A 14,247-nucleotide genomic window follows, 5' to 3' on the forward strand; every position below is an offset into this window, starting at 1 on the left:
GACAACGGGCGCGTGTCACGCATGGCGGTCCTCCTGGTGCGCGCCGGACACCAGGCGCATGCCGGGCTCGATGAAGGTGGAACAGGCGCGCAGGCGGGTGCCGTCTTCCAGCTGCATCCAGCAATCCTGGCAGGCGCCCATGAGGCAGAAGCCGGCGCGCGGTGCGCCACTGAATTCGGTTTCGCGCAGGCGGCCGGCCTGTGTCAGCACGGCGGTCAGCACCGTGTCGCCCGCCAGCGCGCACGCGGGCCGGCCGTCCAACACGAAATGCACGGGCGCCCGGTCTCGTTCGGAGAGCCGGGTCAGCAGCGATGGCGTCGCGGGCGCGTTCATCGCTGCCCCACCAGGACGCGGTCCAGGCCATACACGCGGTCCAGCAGCAGCATGGCGACGGTGGTCAGCGCGATCACGGTTGCCGAGACCGCAGCCATCATGGGGTCGATGGACTCGGTGGCGTACATGTACATGCGCACGGGCAGCGTCACCGTGGCAGGCGCGGTGATGAACACGGACATGGTGAGTTCGTCGAAGCTGTTGATGAAGGCCAGCAGCCAGCCGCCGAAGACGCCCGGCACGATCAACGGCAGCGTGACGCGGAAGAAAACCGTGGCGCGGTTGGCGCTGAGCGACAGCGCCGCGTGTTCGATGGACCGGTCGAAGCCCGTGAGCGAGCCCACCAGCAGGCGCAGCACGTAGGGCGTGACGATGACGACGTGGCTGGCCACCAGCCAGGCGAAGCTGCCGCTGCTGCCGATCAGCGCGAAAAAGCGCATTAGCGCCACGCCCAGCACCAGGTGCGGAATCATCAGCGGCGACAGCAGCAGGCCATTCAGCACGTCACGCCCGGGAAAGCGATAGCGCGTGATGGCACTGGCGGCCGGCACCGCCAGGCCCACCGCCAGCGTGGCCGACAGCGTGGCCAGTAGCAGGCTGTTGCGGAAGGACTGCATGAAGTCAGCGTGCGCGAAAAGCGCGCGGAACCAGCGCAGGGAAAAATCATGCGTGGGGATGCTCAGCGTGGACGCCGGCGTGAACGCGACCAGGCAGACGACGACGAGCGGCGCCAGCACGAACGCCACCACCAGGGCATTGAAGGCGAGCGCGATGGGGCCGTTCCTAAGCATGCCCGACTCCGGCCGGCGCGCAATCACGGCGCATTTGCACCGCGTCCGGCGTTGAGGTCCATTCTTTCGCGCACATGCTCATTCCCCTGTCGATCGCCTCAGCCCAGGCTGCGGCGATACGATCGCTCGATGACGCGGTTGTAGGCCATCATGATGATGACGTTGGCGGCCAGCAGCAGGATCGCCAGCGTGGCGCCCAGCGGCCAATTCAGCTCGGTCAGGAATTCGTCGTACACGATCGTGGCGACCATCTTCAGGCGGCGTCCGCCCAGCAGCGCCGGGATGGCGAAGGAGCTGGCGCTCAGGCCGAAGACGATCAGGCTGCCCGACAGCACGCCCGGCATGCATTGCGGCAGCACGACGCGCAGCAGGGTCTGCAGGCGCGATGCGTTCAGCGAATAGGCGGCGTGTTCGACGGACGGATCCAGTTTCTGCAGCGAGGTCCACACCGGGATGATCATGAAGGGCAGCATGATGTGCACCAGGCCGATCACGATGGCGGTGGGCGTGTACAGCAGGGATCCCCAGCCCAGTGCCTGGGCGGCCTGTCCCAGCAGCCCGGTGGGCCCCAGCAGCATGCTCCAGCCGAAGGCCCGCACCACCAGCGATATCAGCAGCGGCGACAGCACCGCCAGCAGGAACACCGACCGCCAGGGCGCGCGCATGCGGCTCAGGATATAGGCCTCGGGCACGCCCACGGCCACGCAGATCGCCGTCGTCAGCACGGATATCCATAGCGTGCGCCAGAAGATCCCCAGGAAATACGGGTCGCTCAGCACCGTGGCGTAGTGGTGCAGCGTCAGGCCGGACTGGATGCCGGTGTTGTAGTCGAAAGGCCGGAAGGTCAGGACGAAAGTCAGGCCCAGCGGCGTCAGCACCAGCGCCAGGAACAGCACGCCGATGGGGATGGCGCCCAGCATGGCTGGCAGGCCGTCCAGCCTGCGCCGCGGTGCCGGTGCAACGGCGCCGATCGCGCGCCCTCCGGGCGGCCGGGGAGCGGCGCTCATACCGAAGCCTCCACTCCCGGCAACACCCGCACGACGTCGGGCTGCCAGTCCACGCCGATGCGGTCGCCGTCGCCGTGCGGGGCGCGGCCGTCGTTGGGCGTGAGGACCGTCAGCACGCCCAGCGGCGTATCCAGTTCGTACATCCACTGGCTGCCCAGGAAGTAGCGCACGGTCACCGTGCCGGTCAGCCTGCCCTGCCCGGCGGCGACGGGGCGCAGCTTTTCGGGACGCAGGCAGAGGCGCACGGCTTCGCCCTGGCGCAGCCCCTGGCCGTCCACGTCCATACACAGTTCGCCGCTGCGCACCTCGGCGCGCGCGCCGGCGCGCGTCACGGTGCCGGCCAGGAAGTTGGTCTTGCCGACGAAGCGGGAGATGAATTCGCTGCCGGGATGCTCGTACATCCGGTAGGGCGGATCGACCTGCGTGGCGCGACCTTCCTGCATGACGACGACACGGTCGCTGATCGACAGCGCTTCGGCCTGGTCGTGCGTCACCATCAGCGTGGTGGTGCCGGTCTTGCGCTGGATGGCGCGCAGTTCGAACTGCATGTCCTCGCGCAGCTTGGCATCCAGATTGGAGAGCGGCTCGTCCAGCAGCAGCACCGGCGGGCGTATGACCAGTGCGCGCGCCAGCGCCACCCGCTGCCGCTGGCCGCCGGACAATTCGCGCGGATAGCGGTCGCCATGCTGGTCCAGTTTCACCAGGGCCAGCGCCTCGCGGGTACGTTCGCGGCGTTCCGACCGGCCCACTTTGCGCATCGCCAGGCCGAAGGCGACGTTGTCTTCCACCGTCAGGTGGGGAAAGAGCGCATAGGTCTGGAACACGATGCCCAGCCCGCGCGTGTTCGGGGCCACATGGGTGATGTCGCGGCCGTCCAGCACGACGCGGCCGCGCGTGACGTCGGCGAAGCCGGCGATCATCTGCAGCGTGGTGGTCTTGCCGCAGCCCGAGGGGCCCAGCAGGGAAACGAATTCGCCCTGCTCGACGGACAGGTCGAGATCCCGCACCACGTGCAGATCGCCGTAGTCCTTGGACAGTTTTTCCAGGCGAAGAAATGACATGACCAACCCTGCCGTCTCCATGGTGGGCGGCCGTCCGGCCTGGTCGACCCGCCCATTCAACGCAAGGGCAGTCTAGGAGGCCAATGGAATGCCGGTCAATGGGGTTTTTCCGTACAGCCGATTATTTCTTTATTTCTTTCCATAGAATAGAATTACAACGGGTTCACATGGCTAGATTTATCCGATCCAACGGAATCCAGAATGGCTACTTCCGAACCGCGGGAAAACGATTCGAACGCGCAGGGCGTGCTGCAGCGCGCCTTCACCGTGCTGCGGGCGCTGGCCGACGCCAAGGGCGAACCGCTGCGCCTGACCGAAATCGCCAAGCGCACCGGCCTGGCTCCGGCCACGGCGCACCGGGTGCTGCAGGCGCTGGTCCAGGAAGACGCGGTGGAACAGCCGCCCGGCAGCAAGGCCTATCAGCTCAGCGTGGCGCTTTACGCCCTGGGGTCGGCGGCCGGCAGCCACCGGTCCAATCTGCGGGAGATCTACCGGCCGTCCATGCTGCGGCTGTGCGGCATGCTCAGCGACACGATCTTCATCCTGGTGCGCCAGGGCTTCGACGCCATCTGCCTGGATCGCATCGACGGCCCCTTCCCGGTGCGCTCCCACACCGGCGACATCGGCGGCCGGGTACCCCTGGGCCTGGGCCAGGCGGGGCTGGTCCTGCTGGCAAGCCTGCCGCCCGCCGAGCGCGAGGAAGTCATCCGCTTCAACATCCCGCGTCTGCATCACCTGGGCTTCATCGACGAGATCTCGATGCGGGTAAGGATCAAGCAGTGCCTGGAATCCCGCTACGCCTATAGCGACGGGCCCGGTCTGTATCCCGGCATCGCGGGGTTGTCCGTTCCCATCGAGGATCGCAACGGCGACACGGTGGCGGCACTCAGCGTCGCGGCCCCCCAAGAACGCCTCAGTGGCGAACGGCTGCCGCTGATCGTGGAAATGCTGCACAAGGAGGCGCGCGCGATCGGCGCGCAGATCAATCCCTTCGATCCCGCCCTGCGCCGGCCCAGCCAGTTCCTGGGACGGGGCAATCGGGAATAGCGTCCATAACAACTTCAAGGTTGTTATGGGGAAATACAACCTTCGGGTAGTAGACGTCAAAAAGCTTGTGCAGCAGGCGAATGAGGCGGGTTGACGGCGGGTCTGCTGCTGCGTGATCGGGGCGGTTTGCTGGCGGTCGTTGGATTTCTATTGCCGTCCGTCGGGGGTGAGGCCTGTCAGGGCCGGCCCGATCGGGCGGTCCGGCCCGCGGGGGCCGGACACCGCTGCGCTCACCTCGTTCGGCGGCCGCTCCCTGTTTGGGTTCTTCTTGATGACGTCCGCGGCACGCCTGCCTTCGGTATCCGCTTGCTCGCCCTCAACGGGCCGGCCCGGGACTGTCAGGATTTTTGTGTTTGAGGCATTTGAACGTCGTCGTGTTTCTGACTCTCCAGGTTCATGCTACTTCAGTGATATGGGTCGGTGAAGCGTTCTGCATAGATGATGGCAAACTGGTTCATGGCCAACCTCCAGTCGTGCGTGGCGCAGCCCCAGGTGCCCGTGATATTGCGCAGGACTAACCACAATAACTTGGTTGCGGCGTCGTCACTGGGGAAGTGTCCACGGGTCTTTACCGATCGGCGCAATTGCGCATTCAAGCTCTCGATGGCATTGGTGGTGTAGATGATCTTTCGGATCGCCGGGGGAAACGTAAAGAACGGGATCACGCGGTCCCAGGCGCGATGCCAGGTCTGGGCGATGGTCGGATATCTTTGGCCCCAACTGCCTTGCTCGAACACTGCCAGCGCCGCTTGCGCAGCCTCCACGGTCGGTGCGGTGTAGATCGGCCTGAGAGCCGCAGCCACTATCCGGCGCTCCTTCCAGCTCGCATATTCGACGCTACTGCGCATCAGATGCACGATGCACGTTTGCAGTGTGGTGCTTGGAAATACCGCGTTCAGCGCCTGCTCCATCCCCTTTAAGCCGTCGGTGACCGCGATCAGGATATCCAGCGTGCCCCGAGTCTTGAGTTCGTTGAACACCTTCATCCAGAACTTCGATCCCTCGGTCTGCTCGATCCACAGGCCCAGGATGTCACGAGTGCCGTCCGGCAGGATCGCCAGCGCCAGGTACACCGCCTTGTTGCGTACCACGCCATCTTCGCGGATCTTCACCCGCAACGCGTCGAAGAACACCACCGGATACATGGTCTCCAAAGGGCGGTTCTGCCAGGCGATCACCTCTTCCATAACCGCGTCGGTCACCGAACTGATGAACTCGGGCGAGACTTCCGTGCCGTACTGCTCAAGCAGAAAACCTTGGATCTCGCGCACCGTCATCCCCCGGGCGTACATGGCGATGATCTTGTCATCAAATCCCGTAAATCGACGCTTGTGCTTGGGAATCAGGATCGGCGCAAAACTGCCTTGCCGGTCCCGGGGAATGTCCACGCGTAGCGGCCCATCGTCGGTTATCACCGTCTTGCCACTGGTGCCGTTGCGATGGTTAGTGCTGCCTTCGGGCGGGTCCGTGCCGGCGCCATAGCCCAGGTGCTGGCCCATTTCCGCGCCCAGCGCCCGTTCGATCAGGGCCTTCTTGAACGCCATCGAAAGGTCCTGCACCGACTCCGGCGTCATCGGACCTTTGACGAACTCATCCATCAGATTTGCAGGAATCGATGGCAATTCCCTCGGAGGTGCCTTTTGCTTGGTAGCCATAATGTGCTCCTCTGGAGCAGCTATGTTAGGCCTCAAACACAAAATTTATGACACTCCCGCCGGCCCCGACAGGCCTCACCCCCGACGGACTCCGGCGTCTATTAATCACGTCCGCTGGGACGGGCTGTGTTCTTGCGCTTCGTGGATCCTGGGTTTCGCCGATGGAAGGCTTCGCGGCGCCCGTCGTTCGCGGCCGCCCAGCGCGGCCACGAAGCGACCTACGTGGTGGCGTCATGCTGCGGTGGCTGGCATGCGGGCATCGCCGCGAATAAGTAGATGTCCGTGCGCATGCGTCGGCCGCGAAATTCGAGGGGAAATTCCAAGCCGCCAACAATCGGGCGGTGTACTAATTGGCGGCGCTACAGCCAGTGGAAATCCCTGGAGTTCGCATGCACCCAATGCATGCAGAAACCGCCAGCGTATTCGCGACCCGTCGCCGTATAGCAACCGTTGCATGCTTAAACCGCGTAGGCGCTTCGTGGCCGCGCTGGGCGGCTGCGAAGCGACGGGCATGGCGAGATCTTCCATCGGCAGCAGCGCCACGCATTAGCAAATCACGCGATCTGCGCAGGCATGAAGTTCCACTCATTCGAGCCGATCCCCGCACGCCAGCAACCGCCGCAAACCACTACCGCGTAGGTGATGCACGGCCGCGCAGGGCGGCCGTGCATCACGGGCAAGACCAAATCTTCCAACGGCGGAAGCATGACCCCACGAAGCGCAAGAACGCAGCCCGTGCCAGCGGACAGTGATTAAGGCACAACGGAGTCCGTCGGGGGTGATGCCTGTCGGGGCCGGCCCGTTGAGGGCGAGCAAGCGGATACCGAAGGAAGCCGAGGCGCGGACCCCATCAAGAAAAACACAACACCCCAACGCCCGGCGGACGAGGTGAGCGCAGCGGTGTCCGGCCCCCGCGGGCCGGACCGCCCGATCGGGCCGGCTCCGACAGGCATCACCCCCGACGGACGGCAATAGAAATCCAACCACCGCCAGCCACCGACCCAATCAGCACGAGCAAACTGACCACCCCCAGCCCCCCCCCCAACCCACCAGCAACCCAAAGGCATTCACGCCACCCCCCGCACCCACGCCGCGAACTCCCCGCAAGGCCGTATATCCAGCGTGCCCGGCGCGCTGACCAGGTAGTAGGACTCCCCACTGCGCAAAACCGCCTCCAGCGGATGCACCAGCACCTCACGCGCAACTTCCTCCCGCATATAAGCCTGCTGCGTCAACGCGATACCCGCCCCCTGCACCGCCGCCTGCAGGCACAGCGCCGCGTTCGCCAACGGCACCAGGCGCGCGCCCGCCGGCGACAAGCCCGCCTGCGCCAGCCAAGCCTCCCAACTGACGGGCGCAATCATCGAATGCAGCAGCTTGTGTTCAAGCACATCCCGCGGATGATGGATCGTCGCCGCCATCGACGGCACGCAGGCCAGCGCCAGCACATCGTCGAACAGCGGATCCGCGTGCAGCCCCGGCCACCGACCATGCCCACGCCGCACCACGAAATCCGCATCGCCCAGGCTCACGTCGTCCGCCCGCGTGACCGTGGCCACCTCCAGATCGATATCGCCATGCGCGGCGTAGAAACCGGCCAGGCGCGGCATCAGCCATTTGATCGCGAAGCTGGGAATCACCTTCAACCGCACCCGCCGCGTCCGTCCCAGCGACGTCGCCTCGTGCACCGCCTCCTCCACGCGATCGAACAATTCCGCCACGCGCGTTGCCAATTGCAGCCCGCTGGGCGTCAGTACCGCTTCGCGCCCTTCCTTGCGGCACAGCCGCGTATCGAGCGCCACCTCCAGCGCGCGGATCTGGTGGCTCACCGCGCCGGGCGTAACGTGCAGGCTGTGGGCCGCGCGCGCCACGCCGCCGGCGCGGTTGACCGCGTCCAGTACGCGCAGGGGCCCCAGGATATTGCGCAGCTTATGCATGATGCTTGAATGGTCCTCAACGGTCGCCAAAGAAATTCGCATGACGCCCGCGGGACCGCCTCCTATAGTCGTGGGCAGGAACAACAAGAATTCTCAACATACCGCGCCCGGCGGGGTATCGGGAACATCCAGGAGGAGACATCATGCGGATCGCCATCCTTCGCCGTGCCGCGGCGGCCATAGCGACAGCAGCGGCGCTGTCGCTGGCCGGCGCGCCGGCCCACGCGCGCGACGACTACCCGTCGCGGCCGCTGAAGATGATCGTGCCCTTTGCCGCGGGCAGCGCCGCCGACACGCTCTCGCGCGTCGTGGCCACGCAGCTCGCGGCGCAGCTCGGACAGGCCATCGTCGTGGAAAACAAGGCGGGCGCGGGCGGCACCATAGGAACCATGGACATCGCGCGCGCCGCCCCCGACGGCTACACCATCGGGCTGGCCGCGCAAGGCACCCTGATCACCAACCAGGCCCTGTACGACAAGCCCGGCTATGACTCCGTGAAGGATTTCACGCCGATCGCCGTCCTGGCCGATGTGGCCAATGTGCTCGTGGTCGCGCCCGATTCCCCCTACGCCTCCGTCGCGGCGCTGATGCAGGCCATCAAGGCACATCCCGCCAACAAGCTCAGCTTCTCGTCCAGCGGCGTGGGCACCAGCCACCATATCGCCGGCGTGGTGCTGGGCCAGTCCCTGGGCAAGCCCCTCATGCATGTGGCCTACACCGGCGCGCCGCAAGGCCTGGTCGCCGTCATGAGCAAGGAGGTCGACCTGGGCCTGTACAACATCCCCGCGGCCATCGGCCTGATCCGCGGCGGCAAGCTCAAGCCGCTGGCGGTCACCAGCCTGGGACGATCTCCGCTGATGCCCGACGTGCCCTCGCTGAGCGAGAGCGGGCTGAAGGACTACGAAGTCACGTTGTGGTTCGGCATCATCGCGCCCGCCGGCGTGGCGCCGGATCGCGTCGCGCGATTGCACAAGGAACTGGATGCCGTCATGCGGCAGCCGGCGCTGCGTGCCAAGCTGACCGAGCAGGGTTATGACGTGGCGGCAACGCCCCTGGCCCCGCCCGGCGACTTCTCGGCGCTGATCCGCCGCGACCTGGCGAAATGGCTGCCCGTCATGAAAACCCTGCGCGGGGGTGCGCAATGACGGCCCAGGCGCACAATGGCAACGCCCGCGCGGCCGGCCCGGATACCCCGCGGAACGACGTGGCGAACAAGGACGGCACCGGCCACCCTCCGGACAGCGACACACCGACCATCGCGAGCGTCCTTGCCGCGCACGCGGTACGGACACCGGTCTCCGATATCCCGCCCTTGGCGCTGGAACACGCCAAGATGAGCCTGGCCAGCACCATCGCCAGCGCGTCCATGGGCTATCGCATTCCCTCCGCGGAAATCGTGCGCCGGCTGGCACTCGAGGACGGCGGTGCGCCGCAGGCCACGCTGTGGTTCCATGGCGCGCCGCTGCCCGTCGCGCAAGCCGCGCGCGTCAATGCCGTCGCCAGCGATGCGGCCGCCTCCGACGACAGCGACCTGCGCAGCATCGCCCATATCGGGACCATCGTCGGCACGACGGCGCTCGCCGTCGCCGAATGGTTGAACCGCCCGGGCAGGGACCTGCTCGCCGCCATGGCGCTGGGCTATGAAGTCGCCGGACGCATCGACGAATCGCTCACGCCGGGCCGCATGCAGCGCGGCTTCCACGGCTCCGTCTCCACCGTGTTTGGCGCGGCGGTCGCGGGCGGCCGCCTGCTCGGCCTGGACGTCGCCGCGATGACCCACGCGATCGCGCTGGCCGCGACGTCCATCGGCGGGATGGCGGTGGCGGCCGATACCAGCTGCGCGCGGGAATACCACGCCGGCATGGCCGCGATGGCGGGCATCCAGGCCGCGCTGGCGGCGCGCGCCGGTTTCCAGGGCGACCCCGCCATCCTGGAAGCGCCGCGCGGCTTCCTGCATGCCATGGGCGGGCAGGCCATCGGCGATATCGTGCGCGGCCTGGGGGATTCCTGGGACATCGTGACCGACATGGCGATCAAGCTGATGCCGGGCGCCCATCCCTTTCACGCGGTGGCGGAGGCCGCCGCCACCGCGGCGCGCCAGCACGACGTCGATCCGGCGCGCATCGCACGCATCGTCGTATCGGCCGGCGTGCAGCACACCAGCTTCGGCGGGGCGCCGCATCCCCGCAATCTGGTGGAAGCGGCCCACAGCGTGGCGTACTTCGTGGCCGCCTCCGTCGTCGATCGCGGCTTCGGCTGGGACAACCTGCATCCGGACAAGATGCGCGATCCGCGCATCGCGGCGCTGCAGGACAAGGTGCGATACGCGAGCGAGCCGCCGCCCCTGCCGGACCGCTTCCCGCATCGCCACGGCGGCAGCGTGGCCATCCACATGGACGATGGCCGCATCCATGAAGCGAGCTGCCGCGCGCCCCGCGGCGCGGGATCGCGCGGCATCGCGTGGGCCGACGTGCAAGCCAAGTACCGCGAGCTGGCCCCGCGCGCCGGCCTGGATGCAGGCCAGGTCGCCGATACGTGGTCACTGATCCGCGATCTGGACCATCTGGACGATGTCGCGCAACTGGCGCGCGGCCTCATGCTGCGCTGATCGCGGCGTTATGCCGAAAACGCGCAGTCTGCTATGCCGGGGGCGTGGCGTGTCGCGCCCCGCGCCGTGACTAGTATGGCCTCACACGTGCACGGGTCCGCGACCGCGGCGAGAGGCGCGAAACGGTGGGCAGGTCTCGCTCGGCAAGGCGGGACAAGTCCAACGATAAGGGTGTGGGTCCCTGCCGGGGCTAGGGCAGGCACGCACCGATAACATCCAGGAGACAGACATGTTGCGATTCCTCATCGGCTGTGTCGCCGCCCTGATGCTGGCCGGCCCGGCCGCAGCCGCCGACACCTTTCCTTCCCGTCCCATCGTCATGCTGGTCGCGGTGGCGCCCGGCGGCACGCTGGATACGCTGGCGCGCCAGATCGCCAGCTCGCTGACCACCGAACTGGGCCAATCGGTGGTGGTGGAAAACACCACCGGCGCGGGCGGCCTGATCGGCTACCAGCGCCTGATGAAATCCGATGCCGACGGCTACACCCTGATGTTCAGCAATATGTCGCTGGCCATCATTCCCCTGCTCTATCCGACCGCCCACGTCGATCCGGTGCGCGACCTTTCGCCCATCGGCACGGTGGCGACGGTGCCCATGGTGCTGTCGGTCAGCAACAAGAGCGGTATCACCAGCCTGCCCGACATGCTCAAGCGCATGCGCGCCGAAGGCCCCAAGCTGAACTTCGGTTCCGGCGGTCCCGGCACCACGGCGCACCTGGCCGAGGGCCTGTTCCTGCACATCTCCAAAACGCAGGGCGAGCTGATCCAGTATCGCGGCTCGGGCCCGGCGATCGCCGACCTCATGGCGGGCACCATCGATGCCGTCATCGACCAGACCGTCACCATGATGCCGTTGCACAAGGACAAGCGCATACGGGCCATCGCGGTGTCCGCGCCGCAGCGCCTGCCGCAGATGCCGGACGTTCCCACCTTCGCGGAAGGCGGCCTGCCGGCGTTCAACCTGGCCATCTGGAATGGCGTGGTGGCGCCGCGCAACACCCCCAAGCCGGTCGTCGACAAGCTGGCCGCGGCGCTGTCCAAGGCCATCGACAGCCCGGAATTCAAGAACCGCATCGACCAGCTCGCGGCCGCCGTGCCCAGCCAGGCCGAACGCGGCCCCGCGCCGTTTTCCGCGCTGCTGGCCAAGGACACCCGGGAAGTGGCCTCGTTGGCCAAGCAGATCGGCCTGACGCCGCAGCAGTAGGCGCGCCGGCCGGCGCCCCGGATTTCCTACACGACGCCTTACGAGGAGAGAACATGCAATCGCAGACTTATGGATTCATCGGCCTGGGCAATATGGGCGGCCCCATGGCCGGACGGCTGCTGGACGCCGGCTACGGGCTGGCGGTGTACGACACCAGCGCGGCGGCGGTCCAGGCGCTGGCCGCCAAGGGCGCGGCCGCCTGCGACGGCGCGCGCCAGGTCGCGGACCAGGCCGAGACGATCTTCCTGAGCCTGCCGACGCCGGAGATCGTGCAGCGCGTGGCCACCGATCCCGATGGACTGATGGCGGGCGGCCGCGTCAAGCGCGTGGTGGACCTGTCCACCATCGGCCCGCGCGCCGCGCGCGACGTCAGCCGCGCGCTGGCGGCGCGCAACATCCTGTATGTCGATGCCCCCGTCAGCGGGGGCGTGGGCGGCGCGCGCGCCGGCACGCTGGCGGTCATGGCCGCCTGCCCGCAAGCGGACTATGACGCGCTGCTGCCGGTGCTCAAGCACTTCGGCCCGGTGTTCTACCTGGGCGGCGAAGCCGGCATGGGCCAGAGCATGAAGCTGGCCAACAACCTGATGTCCGCCGCCGCGGTGGCCATCACGTCCGAGGCCATGGCGATGGGCGTGAAGGCCGGGCTGGACCCCAAGACCATGCTGGACGTCATCAATTCCGGTTCCGGACGGAATACCGCCAGCCAGGACAAGTTCCCGCGCGCGGTACTGACCGGCACCTTCGACATCGGCTTCGCCGCGCGGCTGGCCTACAAGGACGTGCGGCTGTGCGTGGACGAGGCCGAAGCCATCGGCGTGCCCATGGTGGTGGGCGCGGCAGTGCGCGAGATGCTGGTCATGACGCACGCCATGTGCGGCGAGGACGCCGACTTCACCCACATCGCCAAGGTGGTGGAAACCTTTGCCGGCGTCGCCATCCGCCAGCGCGGCGGCGGCAAGGCTTGAACCGACGCGACGGCAGCGCCCGCGCCGCGGCATCGCGGGCGGACGGCGCCGTGGCGACGCCAGGTCCGGCAAGCGGACGTCGAGCGAACCGCACCGGGCAATGCCCATCGCGCGACAGCGACGTTGCCATCGCGCGGCGGCGATATCGCCGTCGGGTGATGGCAATATCGCCGCCGGGAACGCGGCTCAGGAAAACACCGCGGGATCGGGCGTCCAGTCGCCGCGGGCGATCATGTCCTGGATCTGCCGCCGCAATATCGTGCGCAGGATGCGCACGGCCTTGGTCGACGGCCGCTGCGTCGACGCCGCGATCAGCAGCGAGCGCCTGATGCCCGGCGGGCCGATGCGCCAGATGCGCATGCGCCCCTGCGCGATCCGCGGCGCCACGCAGGAATAGGACAACACCGCATAGCCCAACCCGCTCTCCACCAACTGCAGCATGGCGTGCATGGCGTCGACTTCCATTTCGACATTGGGCGCCAACCCCAGCGCCGCCAGCGCCTCGTCGACCAGCACGCGCACGCCGTGCGGACGGCCGGGCAGGATCATGGGCAGGCAGCTCAGGCGCGCCGCCTGCACCGGCCCCGCGCCGACGCCGGCCGGATCGCCGCGCGGCCCGAGCAGGAACAGTTCGTCGGTCAGCAGCGACTCCGCGCGCAAGGACGGGATGTTCAATCGCGGCGCGTCGTACAGGATGGAGATGTCGGTCAAGCCGTTGCTCAGCCACTCCAGGACGTGGCCGCTATAGCCTTCCATGAACTTCAGCGATACGCCCGGAACGGCGCGGCGGAAGGCCTGGATCAAGGGCACCGACAGCACGGCCGAAATCGAAGCCGGCATGCCGATCACCACCGGGCCGCCCGGCACGGCGCCGGAGGCGCGCACCGCGCTGACGGCGCTGTGCGTGCTTTCCACGATGCCGCGCGCATACTGCGCCAGCAGGGTGCCGGCCTCCGTCAGCAACACGCCGCGCCCCGTGCGATGAAACAGCGCCACGCCCAGTTCCTGTTCCAGCGCCTTGACGCGCCGGCTCAGGATGGGCTGGCTGATCGACAGGCGCATGGCCGCCCGCGAGTACGCGCCGGCATCGGCGATGCCGATGAACATTTCCAGCTGTCGAAGTTCCATCGCGCCGTCCGCCTTGATGAAGAAATGCCGGCAGCGACGGCGGCGTCAGGCCGCGGCGCGCTGCGTCGGATACTGCGCGTCGGTGACGGCCTCCTGCCAAGTGGCCTTGCCCATCGACGTCGCCATGTGGACCATGTACGTGTCCGAGGCCGCGCCGTGCCAGTGCCGCTCGTTCGGGCCTATCCACACGACATCGCCCTGGCGGATCAGCTGGGGCTCCTGGCCGTCCAGGCAGATCCAGCCCTGTCCCGACGTCACGTGCAGCACCTGCCCGTATTCGTGGGTATGCCAGTGGGTACGCGCGCCCGGAGAGAAGAACACATTGTTGATGCCGACGTTGTCCATCGTGGGCATGACGGGGTCCGCCCATACGACGCCGGTAAATGTCGCGCCGCGCTGTTCCGAAGGAACGCCGGACACCCTGCCGTGAAATACCTTCATTGCCTGCCTCCTGTGCATGGCCTGGTGAAACCGGGTGCCGCCGCGCGAAATCATCGCCGCGCGATGCGCC

At 67.4% G+C, this 14,247-nt stretch carries 13 protein-coding genes; 5 read left to right on the top strand and 8 right to left on the bottom strand.

Translation table 11 applies throughout. The features are described 5' to 3' along the window. Nucleotides 1-15: 15 nt before the first annotated feature. From AKI39_RS23940 to AKI39_RS23955, 4 genes are all read right to left on the bottom strand, one after another. Complete coding sequence (locus AKI39_RS23940; protein WP_066641622.1) at nt 16-333, bottom strand: (2Fe-2S)-binding protein; 318 nt, start codon at nt 331-333, stop codon at nt 16-18. Next, complete coding sequence (locus AKI39_RS23945) at nt 330-1,124, bottom strand: ABC transporter permease (RefSeq protein ID WP_066641624.1); 795 nt, start codon at nt 1,122-1,124, stop codon at nt 330-332. The genes AKI39_RS23940 and AKI39_RS23945 overlap by 4 nt, the downstream gene beginning before the upstream one ends. A gap of 98 nt (nt 1,125-1,222) precedes the next feature. Beyond that, complete coding sequence (locus AKI39_RS23950) at nt 1,223-2,131, bottom strand: ABC transporter permease (protein ID WP_066641626.1); 909 nt, start codon at nt 2,129-2,131, stop codon at nt 1,223-1,225. Further along, entirely contained in the window at nt 2,128-3,192 is a 1,065-nt protein-coding gene (locus AKI39_RS23955) for an ABC transporter ATP-binding protein (RefSeq protein WP_066643692.1), read from the bottom strand. The genes AKI39_RS23950 and AKI39_RS23955 overlap by 4 nt, the downstream gene beginning before the upstream one ends. Before the next feature lie 201 nt (nt 3,193-3,393). On the opposite strand from AKI39_RS23955, the gene AKI39_RS23960 reads away from it, so the two are divergent. After that, nucleotides 3,394-4,239, top strand: a complete 846-nt coding sequence (locus AKI39_RS23960) for an IclR family transcriptional regulator (RefSeq protein ID WP_066641628.1) — start codon at nt 3,394-3,396, stop codon at nt 4,237-4,239. 404 nt (nt 4,240-4,643) lie between these two features. On the opposite strand, the gene AKI39_RS23965 is transcribed toward AKI39_RS23960, so the two are convergent. Together AKI39_RS23965 and AKI39_RS23970 are read right to left on the bottom strand one after the other, a co-directional pair. Then, nucleotides 4,644-5,894, bottom strand: a complete 1,251-nt coding sequence (locus tag AKI39_RS23965) for an IS256 family transposase (protein WP_066631610.1) — start codon at nt 5,892-5,894, stop codon at nt 4,644-4,646. Nucleotides 5,895-6,961: 1,067 nt separating this feature from the next. Next, nucleotides 6,962-7,831, bottom strand: coding sequence for a LysR substrate-binding domain-containing protein (locus AKI39_RS23970; protein ID WP_066641629.1), 870 nt, complete (start codon nt 7,829-7,831; stop codon nt 6,962-6,964). Between the two features lie 143 nt (nt 7,832-7,974). Between AKI39_RS23970 and AKI39_RS23975 the strand changes: the two genes are divergently transcribed. The 4 genes from AKI39_RS23975 to AKI39_RS23990 all read left to right on the top strand — a co-directional run bounded on the left by AKI39_RS23975 (nt 7,975) and on the right by AKI39_RS23990 (nt 12,608). Then, nucleotides 7,975-8,976, top strand: a complete 1,002-nt coding sequence (locus AKI39_RS23975; RefSeq protein WP_066641631.1) for a Bug family tripartite tricarboxylate transporter substrate binding protein — start codon at nt 7,975-7,977, stop codon at nt 8,974-8,976. Continuing rightward, nucleotides 8,973-10,439: an MmgE/PrpD family protein gene (locus AKI39_RS23980; RefSeq protein ID WP_066641633.1), complete on the top strand. Its 1,467-nt coding sequence runs from the start codon at nt 8,973-8,975 to the stop codon at nt 10,437-10,439. Before AKI39_RS23975 ends, AKI39_RS23980 begins: the two co-directional genes overlap by 4 nt. A gap of 229 nt (nt 10,440-10,668) precedes the next feature. Then, nucleotides 10,669-11,643 (top strand): Bug family tripartite tricarboxylate transporter substrate binding protein, encoded by a 975-nt coding sequence (locus AKI39_RS23985; protein ID WP_066641634.1) that lies wholly within the window; start codon nt 10,669-10,671, stop codon nt 11,641-11,643. Nucleotides 11,644-11,696: 53 nt separating this feature from the next. Further along, nucleotides 11,697-12,608 (top strand): NAD(P)-dependent oxidoreductase, encoded by a 912-nt coding sequence (locus AKI39_RS23990; RefSeq protein WP_066641635.1) that lies wholly within the window; start codon nt 11,697-11,699, stop codon nt 12,606-12,608. Between the two features lie 186 nt (nt 12,609-12,794). Here AKI39_RS23990 and AKI39_RS23995 read toward each other — a convergent pair whose 3' ends face one another. Both AKI39_RS23995 and AKI39_RS24000 read right to left on the bottom strand, forming a co-directional pair. Continuing rightward, entirely contained in the window at nt 12,795-13,736 is a 942-nt protein-coding gene (locus tag AKI39_RS23995) for a LysR family transcriptional regulator (RefSeq protein ID WP_066641638.1), read from the bottom strand. Nucleotides 13,737-13,781: 45 nt separating this feature from the next. Continuing rightward, entirely contained in the window at nt 13,782-14,177 is a 396-nt protein-coding gene (locus tag AKI39_RS24000) for a cupin domain-containing protein (protein WP_066641640.1), read from the bottom strand. Nucleotides 14,178-14,247: the final 70 nt, after the last annotated feature.

Origin of the sequence: Bordetella sp. H567 (assembly GCF_001704295.1) — a bacterium.
Lineage (GTDB): Bacteria > Pseudomonadota > Gammaproteobacteria > Burkholderiales > Burkholderiaceae_B > Bordetella_C.

What these genes read in the sequence shown, in the direction of transcription:
- AKI39_RS23965 (WP_066631610.1), bottom strand. Translation starts at nt 5,894, where the DNA reads ATGGCTACCAAGCAAAAGGCACCTCCGAGGGAATTGCCATCGATTCCT.
- AKI39_RS23990 (WP_066641635.1), top strand. Translation starts at nt 11,697, where the DNA reads ATGCAATCGCAGACTTATGGATTCATCGGCCTGGGCAATATGGGCGGC.
- AKI39_RS23985 (WP_066641634.1), top strand. Translation starts at nt 10,669, where the DNA reads ATGTTGCGATTCCTCATCGGCTGTGTCGCCGCCCTGATGCTGGCCGGC.
- AKI39_RS23955 (WP_066643692.1), bottom strand. Translation starts at nt 3,192, where the DNA reads ATGTCATTTCTTCGCCTGGAAAAACTGTCCAAGGACTACGGCGATCTG.
- AKI39_RS23950 (WP_066641626.1), bottom strand. Translation starts at nt 2,131, where the DNA reads ATGAGCGCCGCTCCCCGGCCGCCCGGAGGGCGCGCGATCGGCGCCGTT.
- AKI39_RS23945 (WP_066641624.1), bottom strand. Translation starts at nt 1,124, where the DNA reads ATGCTTAGGAACGGCCCCATCGCGCTCGCCTTCAATGCCCTGGTGGTG.
- AKI39_RS23995 (WP_066641638.1), bottom strand. Translation starts at nt 13,736, where the DNA reads ATGGAACTTCGACAGCTGGAAATGTTCATCGGCATCGCCGATGCCGGC.
- AKI39_RS23975 (WP_066641631.1), top strand. Translation starts at nt 7,975, where the DNA reads ATGCGGATCGCCATCCTTCGCCGTGCCGCGGCGGCCATAGCGACAGCA.
- AKI39_RS23970 (WP_066641629.1), bottom strand. Translation starts at nt 7,831, where the DNA reads ATGCATAAGCTGCGCAATATCCTGGGGCCCCTGCGCGTACTGGACGCG.
- AKI39_RS23940 (WP_066641622.1), bottom strand. Translation starts at nt 333, where the DNA reads ATGAACGCGCCCGCGACGCCATCGCTGCTGACCCGGCTCTCCGAACGA.
- AKI39_RS24000 (WP_066641640.1), bottom strand. Translation starts at nt 14,177, where the DNA reads ATGAAGGTATTTCACGGCAGGGTGTCCGGCGTTCCTTCGGAACAGCGC.
- AKI39_RS23980 (WP_066641633.1), top strand. Translation starts at nt 8,973, where the DNA reads ATGACGGCCCAGGCGCACAATGGCAACGCCCGCGCGGCCGGCCCGGAT.
- AKI39_RS23960 (WP_066641628.1), top strand. Translation starts at nt 3,394, where the DNA reads ATGGCTACTTCCGAACCGCGGGAAAACGATTCGAACGCGCAGGGCGTG.